Source organism: Flexivirga aerilata, assembly GCF_013002715.1.
In the GTDB taxonomy this organism is placed as follows: Bacteria; Actinomycetota; Actinomycetes; order Actinomycetales; family Dermatophilaceae; genus Flexivirga; species Flexivirga aerilata.
Genome location: NZ_JABENB010000001.1, coordinates 309856 through 330214, shown reverse-complemented (window position 1 = coordinate 330214; position 20359 = coordinate 309856). Strand labels below are relative to the sequence as shown.

Annotated in this window: 20 protein-coding genes; 12 read left to right on the top strand and 8 right to left on the bottom strand. The window is 70.1% G+C overall.

What is annotated here, in order from left to right:
• The first annotated feature begins 69 nt into the window (after positions 1-69).
• Positions 70-984 (top strand): DUF8017 domain-containing protein, encoded by a 915-nt coding sequence (locus HJ588_RS01570; RefSeq protein ID WP_171151313.1) that lies wholly within the window; start codon positions 70-72, stop codon positions 982-984.
• Here HJ588_RS01570 and HJ588_RS01565 read toward each other — a convergent pair.
• Positions 977-1924: an SAM-dependent methyltransferase gene (locus tag HJ588_RS01565; RefSeq protein ID WP_171151311.1), complete on the bottom strand. Its 948-nt coding sequence runs from the start codon at positions 1922-1924 to the stop codon at positions 977-979. The genes HJ588_RS01570 and HJ588_RS01565 overlap by 8 nt on opposite strands.
• A 122-nt stretch (positions 1925-2046) precedes the next feature.
• Here HJ588_RS01565 and HJ588_RS01560 point away from each other — a divergent pair, with 122 nt between their 5' ends.
• From HJ588_RS01560 to HJ588_RS01530, 7 genes are all read left to right on the top strand, one after another.
• Positions 2047-3000: an alpha/beta hydrolase gene (locus tag HJ588_RS01560; RefSeq protein WP_171151309.1), complete on the top strand. Its 954-nt coding sequence runs from the start codon at positions 2047-2049 to the stop codon at positions 2998-3000.
• A 147-nt stretch (positions 3001-3147) separates the two neighbouring features.
• A complete protein-coding gene (locus HJ588_RS01555; protein WP_171151307.1) occupies positions 3148-4056 on the top strand; it encodes a Rossmann-like and DUF2520 domain-containing protein in 909 nt (302 codons plus the stop codon).
• Positions 4053-4913 (top strand): pantoate--beta-alanine ligase, encoded by an 861-nt coding sequence (panC, locus tag HJ588_RS01550; RefSeq protein ID WP_171151305.1) that lies wholly within the window; start codon positions 4053-4055, stop codon positions 4911-4913. Before HJ588_RS01555 ends, panC begins: the two co-directional genes overlap by 4 nt.
• A 66-nt stretch (positions 4914-4979) precedes the next feature.
• The gene (locus tag HJ588_RS01545; RefSeq protein ID WP_171151303.1) at positions 4980-6515 is read left to right on the top strand and encodes a DNA-3-methyladenine glycosylase 2; all 1536 of its coding nucleotides are present in this window, start codon (positions 4980-4982) and stop codon (positions 6513-6515) included.
• Positions 6512-7009: a methylated-DNA--[protein]-cysteine S-methyltransferase gene (locus HJ588_RS01540; RefSeq protein WP_171151301.1), complete on the top strand. Its 498-nt coding sequence runs from the start codon at positions 6512-6514 to the stop codon at positions 7007-7009. Before HJ588_RS01545 ends, HJ588_RS01540 begins: the two co-directional genes overlap by 4 nt.
• Before the next feature lie 37 nt (positions 7010-7046).
• Positions 7047-7229, top strand: coding sequence for a hypothetical protein (locus HJ588_RS01535; RefSeq protein WP_171151299.1), 183 nt, complete (start codon positions 7047-7049; stop codon positions 7227-7229).
• Positions 7230-7429: 200 nt separating this feature from the next.
• A complete protein-coding gene (locus HJ588_RS01530; RefSeq protein ID WP_171151297.1) occupies positions 7430-7756 on the top strand; it encodes a histone-like nucleoid-structuring protein Lsr2 in 327 nt (108 codons plus the stop codon).
• 14 nt (positions 7757-7770) lie between these two features.
• On the opposite strand, the gene ligD (HJ588_RS01525) is transcribed toward HJ588_RS01530, so the two are convergent.
• The gene (ligD, locus tag HJ588_RS01525) at positions 7771-8685 is read right to left on the bottom strand and encodes a non-homologous end-joining DNA ligase (RefSeq protein WP_171151295.1); all 915 of its coding nucleotides are present in this window, start codon (positions 8683-8685) and stop codon (positions 7771-7773) included.
• Positions 8678-9637: a non-homologous end-joining DNA ligase gene (gene ligD / locus HJ588_RS01520; RefSeq protein WP_171155265.1), complete on the bottom strand. Its 960-nt coding sequence runs from the start codon at positions 9635-9637 to the stop codon at positions 8678-8680. The genes ligD (HJ588_RS01525) and ligD (HJ588_RS01520) overlap by 8 nt, the downstream gene beginning before the upstream one ends.
• 58 nt (positions 9638-9695) lie before the next feature.
• Between ligD (HJ588_RS01520) and ku the strand changes: the two genes are divergently transcribed.
• A complete protein-coding gene (gene ku, locus HJ588_RS01515) occupies positions 9696-10754 on the top strand; it encodes a non-homologous end joining protein Ku (protein ID WP_171151293.1) in 1059 nt (352 codons plus the stop codon).
• 103 nt (positions 10755-10857) lie between these two features.
• Here ku and HJ588_RS01510 read toward each other — a convergent pair whose 3' ends face one another.
• Entirely contained in the window at positions 10858-12372 is a 1515-nt protein-coding gene (locus HJ588_RS01510; RefSeq protein ID WP_171151283.1) for a tyrosine-protein kinase domain-containing protein, read from the bottom strand.
• A 213-nt stretch (positions 12373-12585) separates the two neighbouring features.
• Here HJ588_RS01510 and HJ588_RS01505 point away from each other — a divergent pair, with 213 nt between their 5' ends.
• Positions 12586-13116, top strand: a complete 531-nt coding sequence (locus HJ588_RS01505; RefSeq protein ID WP_171151281.1) for an arsenate reductase/protein-tyrosine-phosphatase family protein — start codon at positions 12586-12588, stop codon at positions 13114-13116.
• Here the strand turns inward: HJ588_RS01505 and HJ588_RS01500 are convergent.
• Positions 13068-14285: a hypothetical protein gene (locus tag HJ588_RS01500; protein WP_171151279.1), complete on the bottom strand. Its 1218-nt coding sequence runs from the start codon at positions 14283-14285 to the stop codon at positions 13068-13070. The genes HJ588_RS01505 and HJ588_RS01500 overlap by 49 nt on opposite strands.
• 243 nt (positions 14286-14528) lie before the next feature.
• Here HJ588_RS01500 and HJ588_RS01495 point away from each other — a divergent pair, with 243 nt between their 5' ends.
• Positions 14529-17054, top strand: a complete 2526-nt coding sequence (locus HJ588_RS01495; RefSeq protein ID WP_171151277.1) for an ATP-dependent Clp protease ATP-binding subunit — start codon at positions 14529-14531, stop codon at positions 17052-17054.
• Positions 17055-17273: 219 nt separating this feature from the next.
• Here HJ588_RS01495 and HJ588_RS01490 read toward each other — a convergent pair whose 3' ends face one another.
• Entirely contained in the window at positions 17274-17657 is a 384-nt protein-coding gene (locus HJ588_RS01490) for a VOC family protein (protein WP_171151275.1), read from the bottom strand.
• Between the two features lie 158 nt (positions 17658-17815).
• Here HJ588_RS01490 and HJ588_RS01485 point away from each other — a divergent pair, with 158 nt between their 5' ends.
• Positions 17816-18307 carry an amino-acid N-acetyltransferase gene (locus HJ588_RS01485; RefSeq protein ID WP_246241849.1) on the top strand — a complete coding sequence of 164 codons (492 nt, stop codon included), beginning with the start codon at positions 17816-17818 and terminating at the stop codon, positions 18305-18307.
• Positions 18308-18343: 36 nt separating this feature from the next.
• Here HJ588_RS01485 and HJ588_RS01480 read toward each other — a convergent pair whose 3' ends face one another.
• Together HJ588_RS01480 and HJ588_RS01475 are read right to left on the bottom strand one after the other, a co-directional pair.
• Positions 18344-18790: a hypothetical protein gene (locus HJ588_RS01480; RefSeq protein WP_171151271.1), complete on the bottom strand. Its 447-nt coding sequence runs from the start codon at positions 18788-18790 to the stop codon at positions 18344-18346.
• Between the two features lie 171 nt (positions 18791-18961).
• On the bottom strand, positions 18962-20344 hold the full coding sequence (locus HJ588_RS01475; RefSeq protein ID WP_171151269.1) for an MFS transporter: 1383 nt from the start codon (positions 20342-20344) through the stop codon (positions 18962-18964).
• Positions 20345-20359 lie beyond the last annotated feature (15 nt).

Sequence of the window (20359 nt, the reverse complement as noted above, 5' to 3'; positions counted from 1 at the left end):
CGGCCGGAGCGCGATACCGCGATATCTCGATATCGGGATACTGCGATAGCAAGGGGGGACACCGTCCGCATGAGCGACCAGCAGGGCGGCTTCGGCCTGTCCGGCGACCAGCCGACCGGCCCGAACACCGGGCCGACGATGGCCAACCCGCAGGACTCCTACTACAACCGCTACTCGCAGGCATCGGGCGAGGGTGTGTCCGCGCCGCAGCAGCCGAAACCCGGCCGGGGCAGAGGCAAGATTGTCGCCGGCCTGGCGGCGGCGCTCGCCGTGGTGATCGCGGCGGCCGCGATCTTCGCCGTCAGCCGCGGCGGCTCGGACGACGACGCGGCGGCACGCAGGTCGGCGTCGGTCGACACCGCGCCGGTGACCGCCACCACCTGGACCAACCCCACGCAGGCGGCGGGGGCCCGCGCGCTGCAACCCGGCTGGCAGTCGCAGACCGCGAGCACCTACGCGAACGGCCAGTTCGACGTGCCGGCGGAGGGCTGGAAGCTCGCGTCGTCCGACACCTACTCCGGCTATGCGAATCCCGAGACCAACACGACGATCACCGCCGTCGCGCCGGCGAGGTACGGCGAGGGCTTCTGCGCGGCCAAGAAGGACCAGGAGGCCGCCTGGGTCGCGCTGATGAACATCGGCAAGCGGGACCCCACGGATGCCGGCCCCGACATCGCGCAACGCTTCGCCGACACCCTCGCGGCCAAGAAGGACGGCACGAAGGCACCGCAGGGCAAGCTGTCGCCCGCCAAGCAGGTCAAGGTCAACCAGGGCACGCTGCCGGCCCTCGAATACACGATCACCACCGACATCGGCGACCCCAACGCGTGCGGCAAGGGCAAGAAGTACGAGATCCGCACGGTGACCTTCTCCACCGGCGGCGAATCGGCGCAACTGGTCACCTTCCGGCTGCTCGGAGTGAGCAAGGAGTTGCCGGCCGCCGACCTCGACAAGATCATCGCGACCTTCCGCCCGGCTAGCTGACGGTCGTCAGCGCCCACCAGAAGTCGCCGAGGCCGCCGCGCGCGGTCAGCTGGCCGTAGGCCGACCGCTCGGCCAGTTGCCTCAGGTATGACGGGGGATCGCTGCGGGCAAGGCTGATCGGCGGGTTCGGTGGCTCGATCCCCAGCTCGGCGAACAGATCCCGTTGGGACACAAGGCGATCCGCGCCCAAGCTGTCCATGGCGACGTGCGCCGTCACGTCGGTCGAGCCGTCCGGGCGCGGCGGTTGCTCCCGCCCGTCGCGGAAGCCGGTGAGGGTGCCGTGACGCGGGCGATCGTCGCGCAGGTGGCCGTAGTCGACGATCACCAGCAGGCCACTCGACATCCGCTCACGCAGGCCGGCGGCCGCCACGTCGCGGCTGTGTCCGACCTCGGCGTGCTCGCCGGCGGCCGTCGGTGTCGGCCAATGCCGTTGCAGCCACTCGGCATTCGCCGGGTCGAGCGGGTCGCCGAGGCGTTCGCCGCCGTCGTCCGCGACCTCGACCCGGAGCCACCGGGTGCCGTCGAACTCCGCGATCTCGCAGGGGACCACGTCGAGCCATTCGTGGGCGAACACCAGCGCGTCGGACAGCCCGGCCAGCTCGTCGGGCAGCGCGCTGCCGCCGGGGGAGCGCAGCCAGTCGATCTCGCTCGGAAGCCCGGCGGGCCGGTCGACCACGTCGACGCCGGTGAGCGTGCGCGGTGACCCGCGTGCGGCCAGCTCGGTGAGCAGTTCCCCGCGGCCGGCGCCGACGTCGACGACCGCCCGGCAGCCGTGCAGGGCGGCGAGCGCCTCGACCGCGCTCGCGAGGATCGCCCCGCCGCCCGGGATGCCCTGCGCCGACGTCGCGAAATGCCCGGCCGGTCCGGCGGCGCTGCGGTAGAAGCCGGCTGCGCCATACAGGCTCTCCTGCCACACCTCGCTCCACGGCCGCCAACTCACGCCGTTCAGCGTAGGGTTGGCGGCCCGACGGATGGTGGGTGGTGCGAGCTGATGAACGCGGAGGCACGATTCTGATGCGCGATCCCGAACCCACCACGGACCGACCGGCCCGCGGAGTCCCGATGGACCTCGCACTGCAGCGGATCGTCGATGCGCGACCGGCGGCCGCGCCGAACGCGCCGGCGCCGACGGTCGAGCAGGTGCGGCTCGATCACAGTGCGCAGGTCGAGCAGTACAGCCCGGAGCGCACCCGGCAGGCGGCCGATCGCGAGGATCGCGCGGGACGTGGCCGCGACGGCGCGACCATCCCGATCCGGATCTATCGACCGGCGACCGGAAGCGCAGGGCAGTTGCCGACCGTGCTGTGGATCCACGGCGGTGGCTGGGTGAGCGGCGATCTCGACACCGCCGATCCGGCGGCCCGCGAACTCGCGGCGGCCGGTGCAGTCGTCGTCGCTGTCGACTACCGGCGTGCTCCCGAGCACCGCTTCCCGACCGCGGTCGACGACTGCCTCGACGCGATGAGCTGGGTGGCCGACCACATCGGAGAGTTGGGGGCCGACCGCAGCGCGCTCGGCGTCGCCGGGGACAGCGCCGGAGGCAACCTTGCGGCCGTGGTCGCCCAGCAACCTCAATGGCGAGGCGGGGCCCTGGCCGCCCAATTGCTCGTCTACCCGATGATGGACGCCCGGCCGGGTGCCGGTCCCTACCCCTCGCGGGCCCGCGGCGACGAGCATCCGTTTTTCACCCTCCCGGCGATCGCGCTGTCGTCGCGGCTCTATCTCGAGGGGGCCGGCGACGTGACCGACGCGCTCGCGTCGCCGATCCTGGCGCCCGACCTGTCCGGGGTCGCGCCCGCGGTCATCGTGAGCGTCGGACACGACCCGTTGCAGGACGAGGACTTCGACTACGCGCAGCGGCTGGCCGCCGCGGGTGTGCCGGTCACGCACCTCGACGAGCCGGCGCTGGCCCACGGGGCGGTCGACCTGATGGGTTCGGTGCCCGCCGCACGGGAGCTCTTCGACCGGGCGATCGCCGACTTCCTCGGCCTGCTCCACGCCGCCGGTCGCGACTGAGCGACGTCAGCATCACCTTCACCGTCCGTGCGGGGTGTGCCGGGTGCCACGCTCGTATGACGGTGCGAGCGGGGTGGCGAGGCGGTGCCGTCACGCGGGCATTACCGTCGTGCGGGTGAATGGTCAGGTCCCGGAGCGGATGCGCCGATGAGCGACCTCACGCGTCCGACCCTGCGCGTCGGTGTGGTCGGCGCGGGCCGGGTCGGCGCCGTGCTCGGTGCGGCGCTGCGCGCGGCAGGCCATGAGGTCGTCGCGGTGAGTGCGGTCAGCGACGCGTCGCGCGAACGTGCGGACCGTCTGCTCCCGGGGGTGCCGGTGCGCGAGGTGCCCCAGGTCGTCGCGGCCGCCGACGTGATCCTGCTCGCGGTGCCCGACGATGCGATCGGACCCCTGGTCGCCGGTCTCGACGCGCGCGGCGCGTGGGAGGGCGGCCGACTCGTCATACACACCAGTGGTTTTCACGGTCTTGAGCCGCTGCAGCCGGTGGTCGACGCCGGCGGGGACGCGGTCGTGCTGCACCCGGTGATGACCTTCACCGGCACCGAGCGCGACCTGCCTCGCATCACCGGCACGCCGATCGCGATCACCGCGTCGATGGGCGCCGACCTCGTCGCCGAGGCGCTCGCCCTCGACCTCGGCGGCGAACCCTTCCGGCTCGCCGACGCCGACCGGCCGCTCTATCACGCGGCGCTGTCGCACGGCGCAAACCACCTGACGACGCTGGTCTCCCAGGCGCAGCAGCTGCTGCGCGAGGTGGGCGTCGACGATCCGTCCCGGCTGCTGCGGCCACTGCTCGAAGCGGCGCTGGACAACACGCTGGAGCGCGGCGACAAGGCGCTGACCGGGCCCGTCGTCCGGGGCGACGTCGGCACGGTCGCGGCCCACCTGGCCGCGCTGGAGGACCAGCCGTCCGACGTCCGGATCGCTTACCGCGCCATGGCGACCGCGACCGCCGAGCGTGCGGGAAACCGCCGCGCCCTGCCCGCCGAGAGTCTCGGCCCGCTGCTCGACCTGCTCGACCCCACCGACCCGACCGAAGGGGAACGCCGACCGTGACCGCCCAACCCGTGCTCGTGCACACCCGCGAAGATCTGCGACCGGCCCGTGACGGTCTCGACGGCACGGTGGCCGTGGTGATGACGATGGGCGCGCTGCACGAAGGGCACGCCGAACTCATCCGCCAGGCGAAGCGGCACGCCGATCACGTCGCGGTGACGATCTTCCTCAATCCCCTGCAATTCGCGCAGGGCGAAGACCTCTCGCGCTACCCCCGCACCCTGGACGACGACGTGAAAATCTGCGCCCGCGAAGGCGTTTCGCTGATCTTCGCCCCGACGCCGGACGTCGTCTATCCCGACGGTGAGCCCGGGGTGCGGGTGTCGGCGGGCAAACTCGGCGACGTCCTCGAAGGCGCCTCGCGGCCTGGCCACTTCGACGGTGTGCTCACCGTGGTCGCCAAGCTGCTGCACCTGATGCGGCCGGACAGCGCACTCTTCGGGCAGAAGGACGCCCAGCAGCTGCTCCTCATCAGGCGTATGACGAGGGATCTCGACTTCCCGGTCGAGATCATCGCCGTGCCGACCGTCCGAGAAGCCGACGGGCTCGCGCTGAGCTCGCGCAACACCTACCTCAGTGACGCCGATCGCGAAGTGGCACAGAGTCTTTCGCGCGCGCTGCACGCGGGTGAGGCGATGTCGCTGCACGGTCCGGCGGCCGTGCGGCGGGCCGCTCGTGACGTGCTCGTGCGTGAGCCGCTCGCGCTCGTCGACTACCTGGTGCTGGTGCACCCGGACACGCTGGAAGAGGTGCCCGAGTGGTATCGCGGCCCGGCGCTGCTCGCGGTCGCCGCCCGGGTCGGCACCACCCGCCTGATCGACAACCTGCCGCTGCAGATCGGCCCCGAGCCGGCCTGACTGGCAGAAAATCGCCATGTCGTTTTTCTGCTAGTCATTGTCGGTGTGCGGGCGCAGACTGGACGCATGCTCACCGACCGAGAGACCTGTCTGACCGCCGTACGGTCGCGCGATGCGAGATTCGACGGCTGGTTCGTGACGGGCGTGCGCACCACCGGCATCTACTGCCGGCCCAGTTGTCCTGCGACGCCGCCCAAGGCGCGCAACATCACTTTCTATCCGAGCGCGGCCGCGGCCCAGGCGCAGGGTTTCCGCGCGTGCAAGCGGTGCCGTCCGGACACCAGCCCGGGGTCGCCGGAGTGGAACGTCCGTGCCGACCTCGTCGCCCGTGCCATGCGGCTGATCGCCGACGGGGTCATCGACCGCGAGGGCGTGCCGGGCCTGTCGAGACGGCTCGGCTACAGCGTGCGGCAGATCGAGCGTCAGGTGCGCGCCGAACTCGGCGCCTCGCCGCTCGCGCTGGCCCGCGCCCAACGCGCCCAGACCGCCCGGGTGCTCATCGAGACGACCGCGCTCCCGCTGACCGAGGTCGCGCACGCCGCGGGCTTCGGCAGCATCCGGTCGTTCAACGACACCGTGCGCGAGGTCTTCGCGCTGAGCCCGCGCGAGCTGCGGGCGCGCACCTCCGCCGGCGTCGCCGGGACGAGCGAGGCGCCGGACGCCTGGCACTTCCTCACCGTGCGCCTGCCGCACCGCACCCCGCTCTGCCCGGACAACCTCTTCGGGCATCTCGCGGCCACCGCGGTGCCGGGGGTGGAGGAATGGCGCGACGGTGCCTACCGCCGCACCCTCGACCTGCCACACGGGCCGGCCCTGGTGTCGCTGCGTCCCGCCGACGGGCACATCAGCGCCGCGCTCTGGCTCAGCGACCTGCGTGACCTGACCGTCGCGATCAGCCGGTGCCGCTGGTTGCTGGACCTCGACGCCGACCCCGCCGCGATCGATGCGCACCTCGGCACCGACCCGCGGCTGCGCCCGCTGGTCGACGCGGCCCCCGGGCGTCGCGTGCCCCGCACCGTCGACGGGCCTGAGCTTGCGGTGAGACTCGTTCTGGGACAACAGATTTCGACCAAGGCGGCGCGCACACACGCGGCGCGTCTCGTCACGGCATACGGACAACCGGTGGACGACCCGCTGGGCGGGCTCACCCACGTCTTCCCGCGCCCGGAGGCCCTCGCGACCGCTGCCGATGAGACGCTCGCCATGCCGGAGCGGCGCCGGCAGACCCTGCGTGGCCTGGCGAGCTTGCTCGCCGCGGGCGATATCGACCTCTCGCCCGGAGCCGACTGGGAGCACGCCCGCGCGCTGCTCGGCGAGCTGCCCGGCATCGGCGCCTGGACCGTCGAGGGCGTGGCGATGCGCGCCCTCGGCGACCCCGACGCCTTCCCGGCGACCGACCTCGGCCTTCGTCAGGGGATGGCCTCACTCGGCCTGCCCGATGGCGGCGCCGCGGCGATGACCGCATCGGTCCCCTGGCGCCCCTGGCGGGCGTATGCCGTGCAGCACCTCTGGGCCACCGGCGACCACGAGATCAACCGCTTTCCGCCGGCACCGGCCGCCGGCCCCGCACCGACCACCGCAATCATCAGGAGCGCATCATGACCACCCGCCACCTCATCACGGAGCCGACGCCGATCGGACCGCTCACCCTCGTCGCGGAGGGCGACTTCCTCACCGGCCTCTACATGGCCTCCCACCGCCACCAGCCGGAGATCGACAACTTCGGGCCGCGCGTCCAGTCCGACCCGCTCCTGCTCGAGACCCGTCGTCAATTGGAGGAGTACTTCGCCGGCGAACGCACCGAATTCGACCTCCCCCTGAAGTCGCACGGCACCGCATTCCAGCAAGTCGTCTGGCAGGCACTGCGCGAGATTCCCTACGGCCAGACCTGGAGTTACGGACAGCTCGCACACCACATCGGCCGGCCCAGCGCCAGCCGTGCGGTCGGTCTGGCCAACGGCCGCAACCCGATCTCGATCGTGGTCCCGTGCCACCGGGTGATCGGCTCCGGCGGCAGCATGACCGGGTATGGCGGGGGCATCGAGCGCAAGCAGTGGTTGCTCGGGCTCGAGCGCGCGGTGCCCGCGCTCTTCTGACGCGCTCTCTGCGAGGCACGGACGGGCCGGGCTTACCATGGACGCCGTGTGGCCCTACATCCAGACTCTTCTGCCGTCCATCGGGTTGCTCTACCTGTTGTACGTCATTCTCAAGCACATGATGGAAGGCGACCGGCGCGAGCGAATTGCGCACGCGCAGTGGGAGCAGGAGCAGGAAGAGTTGGCCCGCAAAAGGCAACAGGGAAGCTCGCATTCGTAGCTCGCGGCCGTATGCGCCCGAATGTGACAACTGTCAGACATTCGTGAGATCCGGAAGTCCCACTAAGCCCTGGCAAGAGCATCGGTAACGCATCGGGAAGATCGCAAGTAAGAGCCGCCGGTAAGGCGGTGCCGACATTTCGGCCCGCTTGTGTTAGCTTCTCGGCGTTACATCTTCTTCGCCTTTTCCCAGGAGAGCCAATGGCACAGCGCGTCCAAATCCTGCTCGAGGACGACATCGACGGTTCGGAGGCTTCCGAGACCGTTATTTTCGGCCTTGACGGCAAGTCCTACGAGATTGACCTTTCCGCCGCAAACGCTGCTCGTCTGCGGGACGACTTCGCCAAATGGACCGGTCACGGCCGTCAGGTGAAGGGCCGCACCCGCGGCGCCGCGGCAAAGCCCTCGACCGGCCGCAGCGACCTCAACAAGGTCCGCGAATGGGGCCGGGACAACGGTTTCAAGGTCAGCGACCGAGGCCGCGTCTCCGCCGAACTCCAGGCCGCCTACGCCAAGGCCAACGGCTGAGCCACCCGCCCCACTCAGGCGTCCGGCGACAATTGCCGGGCGAACAGATCACCGTCGCGGGCCAGCCGGTCCAGGACCTCGTCGAACGGCAGCTGGCGTAGCCATCCGGCCTCCCCCGCGCCGCGTTCGATCTCCTCCCAGCTGCGCGGGGCGGCCACCATCGGCCGTTCCCGGCCGCGCATCGAATACGGCGCGATCGTGGTCTTGGCGGCGGTGTTCTGCGACCAATCGAGCAACACCTTTCCCGGTCGCATCGATTTGGTCATCTTCCACACCACCAGATCTGGGTGTTCCCTGGTCAATTGCTGTGCGAGTTGCTGGGCCCATTCCCGCACTTCATCGCTGGTGCGGGTGCCGTCGAGTGCCGCATAGACCTGCATTCCCTTGCTGCCCGACGTGACCGGCGCGCAGCGCGTCATACCGACCTCGTGCAGCCGGTCGCGGACCAGTAATGCCAGTCGCGCACATTCGGTGAGACCCGCGGGCGCCCCGGGGTCGAGGTCGATCACCAGGCGGTCCGGCAATCCCGGCAGATCGTCGGCCAGCCGCCACTGGGGCACGTGGAATTCCAGCGCGGCCAGATTGGCCAGGTAGGTCAGCGCGGCGAGGTCGTCGACCAGCGGATAGGTGACGCTGTCGCCGCCCCCGCGAGAACCGCTGGACGGCAGGGTGACCCGGTCCAGCCAGGCCGGCGCCCCCGGCGGGAGGTTCTTCTCGAAGAACGACAGGTCGGCGACCCCGTGCGGCCACCGGATGCGGGTCACCGGCCGGCCGGCGAGCACCGCGAGCAGCGGGCCTGCGACCTGGCTGTAGTAGTGCAGCACCTCGCCCTTGGTGGTCTCGGTCGCCGGGTAGAGCACCTTGCTCAGATTGCTCAGTTTCAGCCGCTTCCCGTCGACCTCGACGGTCAGCTGCTCGGACTCACTCATCAGTCACCTCATCGGGCACCTCGGTGCGCACCAGGTCCGGCACGGTCAGGTCGGCGCGCAGGCCGCGCCAGGACGGTTGTCGTAGCTGGCCGCCGTCGGTCACGCCGAGGTATTCGACGTCGGCCACGAGTTCGGGGCGCACCCAGCGCACCCCGCGAGTCACCTCCGGCGGCAGCCCCTGCGGCAGGGGCGACGCCGGCACGGCCAGCGCCTGCAGGCGGGTCCGCAGCGCCTGCCCGGTGGACCCCGCAAGGCCCGACCCGACCCGGCCCCGATAGAGCAGCGGGCCGTCCGGTGTGGGCGTCGCGAGCAGCACCGCGCCGAGCCGGTCGTCGTTCTCGCGCTCCGGCAACCACCCGCACACGACGAACGAATCCGCTTTGCGGTTAACGGTTTTGCGCCAGTCGAGGCTCCGCCTGCCCGGCTGGTATGGCGAAGCCAGTCGCTTGGACACCACGCCCTCGATGCCCTGGTCGGCGGTCGCCGCGAGCAACTGGGCGCCGTCCTCGAACACCGGGGGTGTCTGGACGTAGCGCGACTGCAGCTCCAAACCCTCGAGCAACTGCCGGCGCTGCCGCAGCGGCAGACCGATGGTCGGGGTGTTCATCGCCCGCAACACGTCGAACACCATGAGGGTGACCGGTGACTGACCGGCCAGGCGGGCCGCGGTCGCGGCGTCGGCGACGTTGAAGCGTTCGGCGAGGGCCGCGAAGGACGGGCGCCCGTCGTGCAGCACGACGACCTCGGCGTCGAGGAGCAGGTCGTCATACCCGGTCAGGCCGGCGGCGGACCCGGCCAGCTCCGGAAACGCGACGGTGACCTCACGCTCGGTGCGGGAGAAGAGCCGCAGCTGCTCGCCCTGCACCTGCGCGAGCAGTCGCATGCCGTCCCATTTCACCTCGTGGATCCACGCGTCGCCGGCCGGCACGGTCTCGGCCGGGGTGGCGAGCATCGGGCGCACCGCTCACCCGCTCCTTTGCAGAACCAACTTCATGAGGCAATCTTGCCTGGTGCGTGCAATCTGGAAAGGTGCCGTGTCGTTCGGGCTGGTGAATGTCCCGGTCCGGCTCTATTCGGCGACCGAGAACCACGACGTGCAGTTCCGTCAGGTGCACCGCGAGGACGGCGGCCGCATCAAATATCAGCGGATCTGCTCGATCGACGGCGAGCAGGTGTCGTATGACGACATCGCCAAGGGCTTCGAGACCGACGACGGTCAGCTGGTGGTGCTCACCGACGAGGACCTGTCCGACCTGCCGATCAGCACCAGCAAGGAGATCGCGGTCGACAAGTTCGTGCCGAGCGATCAGATCGACCCGCTCTACCTCGACAAGTGCTACTACCTGGAGCCGGACAAGGGCGCGGTCAAGCCCTACATGCTGTTGCGGGAGGCGCTGGAGTCGACCGACCGGGTCGCGCTGGTGACCGTCGCGCTGCGCACCCGCACCACCGTGGCGGTGCTGCGCGTGCGCGGCGACGTGATCGTGCTGCAGACCCTGCTGTGGCCGGACGAGGTGCGGGCCGCGGAGTTCGGGGTGCTCGACGACGCCGCCGCCGACGAGGCCAAGCCCGCCGAGCTGGCGATGGCGCACATGCTGGTCGAGTCGCTGTCCGGGGACTACGACCCGGCCGAATACACCGACGACTACGAGGAGGCCGTCAAGGCGGTCGTCCGCGCCAAGCTGGAGGGCGGCGAGGTCACCACCCCGGAGGAGCCCGAGGACGAGGGCGGCGAGGTGCTGGACCTGCTCGCGGCCCTGCAGCAGAGCGTGGCACGAGCCAAGGCGGCCCGTGGCGAACCGGCCGACGACGTGCCGTCGGCGGGCGGGTCCGACTCCGAATCTAACTCTGACTCCGACGCTGACTCTGATTCCGACTCTGACTCCGGCACGAAGACCGCCAAGGCGCCGGCGAAGAAGTCCACCGCCAAGAAGGCGGCTGCCAAGGCCTCTGCGAAGACCACAGCCAAGAAGCCGGCCGCCAAGAAGGCCACCACCAAGAAGTCGGCTGCGAAGAAGACGACGGCGAAAAAGTCGACGGCGAAGAAAGCGACGAAGAAGTCCGCCTGAGCACGCCGCCCGCACGTCCGAGCGACGCACGAACGGCAGACACAAGAACCCGCCGCCCCATCGGGCGGCGGGTTCTCTTTCTACGTCTGCGGCGGTGCCGTGCTCAGCGGGCGCGCTCGCGGCGCCGCGACGCCCGGGGACCGTGGTCGCGGACCTTGCCGTTCAGCGTGCTGCCGTCGACCTGCTCGGCCGATCCGTTGACCGTCTCGGTGGAGGAGGCGCTCTTCGCCGGCGACTCGCCGTAGTACTTCTCACCGGCATAGGTGCCGTACGCGCCGTAGCCGTACTGCGAATCGCCATACATGATGCGGTTGATGCGCTTGGTGTTCACCCGGTTGAGCACGCCGCCGAGGACCCGGCCGCCGACCGCGTTGAGGTTGTGCGCGGCGCGCTGCAGGTGCTCGGCCCGGGTGTCGGACGCGGCGACGACGACCACTGCGCCGTCGGCGCTCGCCGACAGCAGGGCCGCGTCGGTCACCGGCAGTAGCGGCGGGGCGTCGAGGATCACCCGGTGGGTCTCGGTCAGCTTCTCGATCAGCTGGTGCATGCGCTGCGAGCCGAGCAGCTCGCTCGGGTTGGGCGGGATCTGGCCGGCGGTCAGCACGTAGAGCCCGGCCTTGTCGGTGGGCTGCAGGGCGTCGCTCAGCGTCGCGGTGCCGGCGAGCACCTGGGTGAGCCCCACTGAGGAGTCGAGGTCGTAGATGCCGGCGACGGTCGGGCGGCGCAGGTCGGCGTCGATCAGAACGACCTGGTCGCCGGAGTCGGCGAGCACCCAGGCCAGCGACGCGGCGACGGTCGACTTGCCCTCACCCATGCGGGCGCTGGTGATCACGATGCTGCGCGGGTCGTGGTCGACATCGACGAAGCGCAGGTTGGTGCGCAGCTGGCGCAGCGCCTCGCGGGTCTGGAAGTCCTTCTGGTCACCGAGCGAGCGGTCGGCGGCCGCGAGGGTGCGGTTGCCCGGGATGACGCCGAGCACGCTGGCACCGAGGTGCTCCTCGACGTCCTCGGTCGACCGGATGCGGGTGTCGCGGCGGTGCTGGATCAGCGCGAGCAGGTAGCCGATGACCAGCCCGGCGAGCAGACCGATCGGCAGGATGCGGGCCGGCTTGGGGTAGGAGGGCGACTGCGGCAGCGCGGCGCTCGAGGTGTTCTTGATCGCGACGCCGGTGTTGGGGTCGGTCTTTTGCACGTAGGTGGTCAGCACGTTGACCACGGAGTTGGCGATCGCCTTGGCCTGCGAGGCGGTGTTCGCGGTGGCGTCGATCGTGATGATCGGCTTGTCCTGCGGCACGGTCGCGCTGATCTTGGAGGCGAGTTCGCTGTTGGAGAGCTTCAGCTTCTCCTTGGCGATCACCTGCGAGGTGACCTGCTGGCTGGTCGCCAGGTCGGCCCAGGTCGCCGCGCGCTGCTGCGCGACCAGACCGCTGCTGTATGCCGCGCCGCTGGAGCTGTTGCCCGAGGAGTTCGGCGCCGCGACGAGCGCCTGCGAGGTCGCGGTGTACTGCTTGGTGCGGGTCCAGGTGTATGCCGCGGCGAGCGCCAGCCCGATGCACGCGCAGGCGAGCAACAGGATCCAATACCTGCGGGTGAGTTTCCAGAGATCTTCCAGAGTCAACGTGCTCTCCATGACCGGTTAGAGGTCCAGGATCACGGAGGGGAGGCCGAACCCTGGCGCGGGTGGGAGCAGCGCCGCCCCCAACAACGTCACAAAACGCCCCGAGTATATGGCATGCGGTCCAGCGGGCACGCGGTCGCGGGACCCGGCGCTCGTGCGAGGATCTGGGGGATTTGCCCATCTCGCCCCGCCTGCCCCGAGGACTCCCGCTCCATGTCAACTGTCTTGTTCGTCTGCACCGGAAACATCTGCCGGTCACCGTTCGCCGAGCGCTACTCCCGCCACCTCGCGCAGCAGCACCCCGGCCTGGGGGACTGGGACTTCGCCAGTGCCGGCGTGGGCGCCATGGTCGGCTCCGGCATGGAGGACCAGATGTCGCGCGAACTCGTCGCGCTCGGCGGCGACCCCGAGGGCTTCCGGGCGCGCTCGCTCACCCGGGACGTCATCAACGAGGCCGACCTCATCGTGGCGATGGAGACCTTCCACCGCTCGGTGGTGCTCGACGACTTCCCGGCGCTCGTGCGGCGCACCTTCACCCTCGGCCAGCTCGCCCGCATCGCCCGCGACTACCCGGCGGAGGTCAAAGGCGCAGATCTGCTCGGTCAGATCGGCGCGTTCCGGCACCGCGCCCGCGACGAGGACAACATCCGCGACCCCTACCGCCGCAGCCCGGAGGTGGCCCACGAGGTGGCGGGTCAGATCGCCGGTCTGCTGGACGAGCTCGTCCCGCGGCTGGCCGACTGAGTCACGGCACCCGCGGGTGCGCCGTCGAGCACCCCGTGGTCGCGCATCGATCGCACCGCGGCCCGCACCAGCCCGGCGGCGTCGGGGTGGTCGCCGTGCTCGGCGACACAGGCCCCGACCAGCTCCTCCAGCGGGGTGTCCTCGGCGCTCTGCACCCAGATCGTCGCCCCGAGACCGCTGAGCCGCACCGGTGAGGCGCCGACGAGCAGCAGCACCTCGCCGTCGATGCTCACCGCGTCGGTGTACGGCGTGCGTCGCACGAGGCCGGGTGTCTCCAGTGACTCCGCTGTCTCGCGGTCGTCGAGTCGGCCGGTCTCGTCGTCGCGCTCGTCGCCGGGTGGCTCGGGCAGCCGAAAGTAACGGTCCGGCACCGTGTCGGCGCCCATCGCGCCGTGGTGTTGCAGGTGCGCCGGCTCGGTCGGTCGCGCGCGCAGCGCCTCGCGCACCGTGCCGGCCGCGTCGTCGATCTCGCGATAGTGCAGCCGCCATACGCCGCCGGTGGCCGCGACGGCCGACGCCAGCGTCCACAGCGGCTGCGGCATCGCCGGCAGCGCGGAGGTGTGCGGGATGAGTTCGAGCAGGCCGTCGAGCAGCGGCAGCTGCTCGAGCGTGACCGGGTCGCCGGCGGCGGCGTCGCGCTGCAGCAGGACGAACCGGGTCGCGTGCGGGTCGGGCGGGCACGGGGCGAGGCCCAGCTCGTCCGGCCCGTGCTGCGACTTGTGACCGGGGTCGTCGGTGGCGATCACCACCGACAGCGGCTTGGGATAGGGGAGTACGTCGAGGCCTTCGCCGATCGAGACGGTCTCGTCGGTGACGTAACCGAACCCGGCCGCACCGCACAGCCGGTGCGCCGCGGTGGTCTTGCCGGTGCCGGACGCGGCGACGAGCACGGCGACGTCGCCGGTCGCCGGGTCGGCCGCCCCGCACGCGTGCAGCATCAGGCGGGATCCGGCGGCCTGCTGGATGCCTGCCATCGTGAGCGCGCTCGCGAGCGAGTAGTCCAGCCGGTCGGGATCCTCCTGGTCCGCGGGGCGGACCCGCTCGACCGGCGTCGCCCCGTCCGCGGCGAGGCAGCGCGACCACTGGGACCGCCAGCGGGCCAGGTCGTCCGCCGCTCCGGGCACCGAGAAGACCGAGCCCAGCACGGATAGGCGGACGTCCCCTGTCATGGGCCGGATCTTAGGCGACTCCTGGGCGACTCGTGAGGCGACTCGGAGGCGACCGGACGCGGTCGCCATACGCCCCGTGTTCGCCGTGCGCGAACACCGGTTCCGGCGACCTACTCGGGTGGAACATGCTGGACACCGGTGGCGTTGTGACCGACAAGTCCCGCCGGCCCGCATGCGCCGTCAAACGCCTGCAGGTCGGCGCATTAGCATCAATGGTGGCGACAGCTACCTTCAGGAGTTGAGATGTTCGAACGGTTCACAGACCGCGCCCGGCGAGTTGTGGTGCTCGCTCAGGAAGAGGCGCGCATGCTCAACCACAACTACATCGGCACCGAGCACATCCTCCTGGGCCTGATCCACGAGGGTGAGGGCGTCGCCGCGAAGGCGCTGGAGAGCCTCGGCATCTCGCTCGACGCGGTGCGCGAGCAGGTGCAGGAGATCATCGGCCCGAGCCAGCAGACCCAGTCGGGGCACATCCCGTTCACCCCGCGCGCCAAGAAGGTGCTGGAGCTCTCGCTGCGCGAGGGCCTGCAGCTGGGGCACAGCTACATCGGCACCGAGCACATCCTGCTCGGCCTGATCCGCGAGGGTGAGGGCGTCGCCGCGCAGGTGCTGGTCAAGATGGGCGCCGACCTGTCGCGGGTCCGCCAGCAGGTCATCCAGTTGGTCTCCGGCTACCAGGGCAAGGAGCCCCAGGGCGCGGGCGTCGGCCAGCCGGGCCAGGAGAGCGGCACCCCCGCCGGCTCGCTGGTGCTCGACCAGTTCGGCCGCAACCTGACCCAGGCCGCCCGTGAGGGCAAGCTCGACCCGGTCATCATGCGCGACCAGGAGATCGAGCGCGTCATGCAGGTGCTCTCCCGCCGCACCAAGAACAACCCGGTGCTGATCGGTGAGCCCGGCGTCGGCAAGACCGCGGTCGTCGAGGGCCTGGCCCAGGACATCGTGCGCGGCGAGGTGCCGGAGACGCTGAAGGACAAGCAGCTCTACACCCTCGACCTCGGCTCGCTGGTCGCGGGCAGCCGCTACCGCGGTGACTTCGAGGAGCGGCTGCGCAAGGTCCTCAAGGAGATCCGCACCCGCGGCGACATCATCCTGTTCATCGACGAGATCCACACCCTGGTGGGTGCGGGTGCCGCCGAGGGCGCGATCGACGCCGCGTCGATCCTCAAGCCGATGCTGGCTCGTGGCGAGCTGCAGACGATCGGTGCGACCACGCTCGACGAATACCGCAAGCACATCGAGAAGGACGCCGCGCTGGAGCGCCGCTTCCAGCCGATCCAGGTGCAGGAGCCGACGATCCCGCACGCGATCGAGATCCTCAAGGGCCTGCGCGACCGCTACGAGGCGCACCACCGGGTGACGATCACCGACGCGGCTCTGGTCGGTGCGGTCAACATGGCCGACCGTTACATCAACGACCGGCACCTGCCGGACAAGGCGATCGACCTGATCGACGAGGCGGGCGCGCGACTGCGCATCCGCCGGATGACCGCTCCGCCGGACCTGCGCGAGTTCGACGAGAAGATCGCGCACGTCCGCCGCGAGAAGGAGTCGGCGATCGACGGGCAGGACTTCGAGAAGGCCGCCTCGCTGCGTGACGACGAGAAGAAGCTGATCAACGCCAAGGCGCAACGGGAGAAGGAGTGGAAGGCCGGCGACATCGACGTCGTGGCCGAGGTCGACGAGGAGCTCATCGCCGAGGTGCTCGCCGCGTCCACCGGCATCCCGGTCTTCAAGCTGACCGAGGAGGAGTCCAGCCGCCTGCTGCGGATGGAGGACGAGCTGCACAAGCGCATCGTCGGCAACGACGACGCGATCAGGGCGCTGTCCCAGGCGATCCGGCGCACCCGCGCCGGGCTGAAGGACCCGCGCCGTCCGGGCGGTTCGTTCATCTTCGCCGGCCCCACCGGTGTCGGTAAGACCGAGCTGGCCAAGTCGCTCGCGGAGTTCCTCTTCGGCGACGACGACGCGCTGATCACCCTCGACATGTCGGAGTTCTCCGAGAAGCACACCGTGTCGCGGCTGTTCGGTTCGCCTCCCGGTTATGTCGGCTACGAAGAGGGTGGCCAGCTGACCGAGAAGGTGCGCCGCAAGCCGTTCTCGGTGGTGCTCTTCGACGAGGTCGAGAAGGCGCACCCGGACATCTTCAACTCGCTGTTGCAGATCCTGGAGGACGGTCGCCTGACCGACAGCCAGGGCCGGGTGGTCGACTTCAAGAACACCGTGATCATCATGACCACCAACCTCGGCACCCGGGACATCGCCAAGGGCGTCACGCTCGGCTTCGCGCCGGGCAACGACACGGCGACCGGCTACGAGAAGATGAAGGCCAAGGTCAACGACGAGCTCAAGCAGCACTTCCGGCCTGAGTTCCTCAACCGCGTCGACGACACCATCGTCTTCCCGCAGCTGTCCCAGGAGGAGATCATGCAGATCGTCGATCTGCGCATCGCCGACCTGGACAACCGGCTCAAGGACAAGGACATGGCGATCGAGCTCACGCCCGCGGCCAAGAAGCTGCTGGCCGAGCGCGGTTACGACCCGGCCCTTGGAGCTCGTCCGCTGCGTCGCGCCATCCAGCGCGAGGTCGAGGACGCGCTCTCCGAGAAGATCCTCTACGGCGAGCTGGGTGCCGGCGAGATCGTGCTGGTCGACACCGAGGGCGAGGGCAAGGAAGCCACCTTCACCTTCACCGGTAGCCCCAAGCCGGAGGCGCCCGACGGCCTGACCGTCGAGACCGCCGGCGGCGTGGACCTCGGCAAGGAGTAAGTCCCACCGGCATACGCGACGAAAGGGTGGCCGGGCTGATTCTTCAGCCCGGCCACCCTTTGCGTATGCCGGCGCTTCTAGGTCGCCGTCGGCAGCTCTCCGACCGGCGTTTCGACCGCCCTGCGACCGGCGTTTCTCGACCCTCGGCATACGAACACGCCGCGTGAGCCGTGATCCTCGGCGTGTTCGTATGCCGAGGGTCGACTTTTGCCGGGGCCCCTACTCGGACTCCACGACCATCAGCGTGTGGCCGGACGGGTCGCGGAACCAGAACAGCGACGGCACCGGGCCCTCGCCGCGCATGATCTCGGCGTCGACGTCGACGCCCTGCTTCTTCATCGCCTCGTAGGTCGCGTCGATGTCCTTGGTGGTCAACGTGATGCCGGTGTTCTGCGGCTGGAACTCGTGCCCCTCCGGCGGCGGCGCGAGCGCCACCCCGGTCTCGCCGCCCGGCAGGTAGACCTCGATCCAGCGGTAGCCGCCGCCGAACGGTTGGTCGACCCGCTTCTCGAAGCCGAGGCCCTCGTAGAACTCGACCGCCTTGTCCTGCTCGGGGGTGACGATGCAGACGAGGCTGAACTGCTGGATTCCGGTGTCGCTCATGGTGCCCTCCAGGTCGAATGTGATGTCGGTGGTGATGCGGTGCGCCCAAGTAGACCGTGCCCGCGTGCCGAACTCATCGGTGCGGTCATCGGTGCGGCCGGATGGGGTCGCCGGCGGCTTCAGTACGCTGCGCGATTGTGAGGGACCCGGAGCTGACGATGCGGCCCGCCCGCGCCACTGACGTGCGCGGCATCCGCGAGCTTGTTGCGCCATACGTCGATGCGCGGGCGATCGTGCCGAAGCCGGTGGTCGCCTATTACGAGGGTGTGCAGGAGTTCCTCGTCGTCGAGCGCGCCGGGCGCATCGTCGGGTGCGGGGCGCTGCACGTGATGTGGGAGGACGTCGCGGAGGTCCGCACGCTCGCGGTCGACGCGGACGAGAAGGGCCAGGGGATCGGCAGCAGTCTGCTCGCCGCCCTGCTGGAGCGGGCGCGGGACCTGTCGGTGCGGCGGGTCTTCTGCCTCACCTTCGAGGTGGGCTTCTTCGCCGCGCACGGCTTTGCCGAGATCGACGGCGACCCGGTCACCCCGGACGTCTACGCCGAGATGCTGCAGTCGTATGACGAGGGCGTCGCGGAGTTCCTCGACCTCGATCGGGTCAAGCCCAACACGCTCGGCAACCACCGCATGCTGCTGACCTTCCCCGCCTGACCGGCCGGTCTCGCCCGGTCTCGGGGAGGTGGTGCGTCAGCCGATCTGCACGGTGCTGTTGCGGGCCGAGCAGATGATCGGGTTGGCCGAGGCGGCCACCGCGGCCCGGCCGATCGGTTCGCACAGCCACTCGCCGACGCCGCCCGACCGGTGCTCCTGCTGCATCGTCTGCACCTGGCCGGCGTTCTCACGCACCACGCGCAGCGCCTCGGCACAGGTCAGCGAACCACTGATCACCAGCACGGGCAGGCCGGCGCCGCTCCCGCAGACATCGGGTGAATCGACCGGCTGGTCACGCAGCGGGCTGGTCGACGCCGTGGTCGTCGTCGGGGCCGGAGGGGTCGAGACCTCGGTCCAGTGGGTCTTCGCCTCGGCGCGGTCGCCGATGTCACATCCGCTGAGCAGCCCGCCCGCGGCGAGCACGAGGCTGCCGGCGGCGAGCGCGCGGGAAACGGGACGGCGGCGGGGCCGGCTGGTGACCACGAAACGACCATAAAGGCCTAGGTGCCCGTGTGACCACTTGGTCAACTGGCCTAAAAATGCCGGACGTGCGCGGCGTGCTTCGGCTACCGATGGGTATGCCGCAGCACTCAGCGCACGACGCGGATCGTCGATCCGGCGGGTGCGACGAACGTCACATTGGTTGGACGACTGTCAGGCCGGCTGTGCGGTGCGCGACCTGCGCTGGTAGGTGTGCGGGTCGTTCTCGTGCGAGGTCTCGGTGAGCGCCTTGCCGTTGGTCTCCGGCGCCCAGGCGTAGGACAGCACGCCACCGAGCGCCGACACCACCGCGAGGATGATCAGCACCGTCGACACCCCGAAGCCGTCGCGCACGTAGGGCAGCCCCCAGGTGCCGATCGCCGCGGCGATCCGGCTGATGGAGCTGGCGAGGCCGACGCCGGACGCGCGCACCGAGCTGGGGAAGATCTCCTCCGGGTAGATGCCGGTGGTGATGCTCATGATCCCGTAGGAGAACAGGTAGCCGAAGTAGGCGACGATGCCGAAGATGATCGGCAGGTGCATGTACATCGAGGCCAGGAACAACGCGATCGCGCAGCCGAACATCGGCCAGATGACGACCATGCGTCGCCCGACCCGGTCGACCAGCTTCCAGGAGATGGCGGCGCCGATCAGCGCGATGATCGTGCCGAGCAGCGCGCCGAGCAGGGAGTCGCTGCCCATCCCGAGTGACTTGAGGATGTCCGGCCCGAAGAAGGTGAGCGCGAAGTAGGGCATCACGATCGCACTCCACGACAACGACGCGAAGAGCGTGCGCCGGATGTACTGCTTGGAGAAGAGCACGGTCCAGCGGGTCTCCTGCTCCGGCTCGTCGAGCAGGTCGCCGGGGTTTTGCAGGTCGAGCTCGTCGCGGTAGATCGCCACCGCCTCGTCGGTGCGGCCCTTGCTGACCAGCCAGCGCGGCGACTCCGGCAGGCCGTGCCGGATGATCAGGCTGATCACCGCCGGCACGATGCTCATCCCGAGGATGATGCGCCACCAGCCGGGCTCGTAGGTGTTGATCAGGTAACCGATCAGGTAGGCGATGACGTAGCCGACGTTCCAGCCGATCTCGAGCAAACCCAGGTAGTGCCCGCGCGTCTTGCGCTGGGCGAACTCGCCGAGCAGTGGTGAGCCGATCGAGTAGTCGGCGCCCACCGCCAGGCCCATGAGTATGCCGAGCACGAACACCTGCCACGGCGCGGTGACGAAGAACAGCAGCAGCGCGCAGACGCTGAACAGCAGCAGGTCGAAGGTGAACATCGGCTTCCGGCCGATGCGGTCGGTGATGTAGCCGAGCAGCAGGCCGCCGAAGAAGGTGCCGATCAGCACCGATGCGGAGATCCAGCTCTCCCACACCGTGCTGACGCCGAGCTCCGACTTGGCCTTGCCGGCCATCGCCGAGGCGAAGGTGGCGAAGACGAAGCCGTCGATGAACATGCCGCCGCCGGTGGCGAGCGTCAGTCGTTGCAGGAAGTGACGCGCCTTCGGGGTGAGTGGCGCGTCGTGGTCGGGTCGAGTGCCGACAGTCGTGGTCACGGTTCTCCTCGCCCC

Coding starts and splice junctions, on each gene's coding strand:
- HJ588_RS01505 (WP_171151281.1), top strand. CDS start 12,586: ATGTCAACTGTCTTGTTCGTCTGCACCGGAAACATCTGCCGGTCACCG.
- HJ588_RS01540 (WP_171151301.1), top strand. CDS start 6,512: ATGACCACCCGCCACCTCATCACGGAGCCGACGCCGATCGGACCGCTC.
- HJ588_RS01545 (WP_171151303.1), top strand. CDS start 4,980: ATGCTCACCGACCGAGAGACCTGTCTGACCGCCGTACGGTCGCGCGAT.
- ligD (WP_171155265.1), bottom strand. CDS start 9,637: ATGCTCGCCACCCCGGCCGAGACCGTGCCGGCCGGCGACGCGTGGATC.
- ligD (WP_171151295.1), bottom strand. CDS start 8,685: ATGAGTGAGTCCGAGCAGCTGACCGTCGAGGTCGACGGGAAGCGGCTG.
- HJ588_RS01560 (WP_171151309.1), top strand. CDS start 2,047: ATGGACCTCGCACTGCAGCGGATCGTCGATGCGCGACCGGCGGCCGCG.
- HJ588_RS01535 (WP_171151299.1), top strand. CDS start 7,047: ATGGACGCCGTGTGGCCCTACATCCAGACTCTTCTGCCGTCCATCGGG.
- HJ588_RS01495 (WP_171151277.1), top strand. CDS start 14,529: ATGTTCGAACGGTTCACAGACCGCGCCCGGCGAGTTGTGGTGCTCGCT.
- HJ588_RS01500 (WP_171151279.1), bottom strand. CDS start 14,285: ATGACAGGGGACGTCCGCCTATCCGTGCTGGGCTCGGTCTTCTCGGTG.
- HJ588_RS01555 (WP_171151307.1), top strand. CDS start 3,148: ATGAGCGACCTCACGCGTCCGACCCTGCGCGTCGGTGTGGTCGGCGCG.
- HJ588_RS01490 (WP_171151275.1), bottom strand. CDS start 17,657: ATGAGCGACACCGGAATCCAGCAGTTCAGCCTCGTCTGCATCGTCACC.
- HJ588_RS01530 (WP_171151297.1), top strand. CDS start 7,430: ATGGCACAGCGCGTCCAAATCCTGCTCGAGGACGACATCGACGGTTCG.
- HJ588_RS01485 (WP_246241849.1), top strand. CDS start 17,816: ATGCGGCCCGCCCGCGCCACTGACGTGCGCGGCATCCGCGAGCTTGTT.
- HJ588_RS01570 (WP_171151313.1), top strand. CDS start 70: ATGAGCGACCAGCAGGGCGGCTTCGGCCTGTCCGGCGACCAGCCGACC.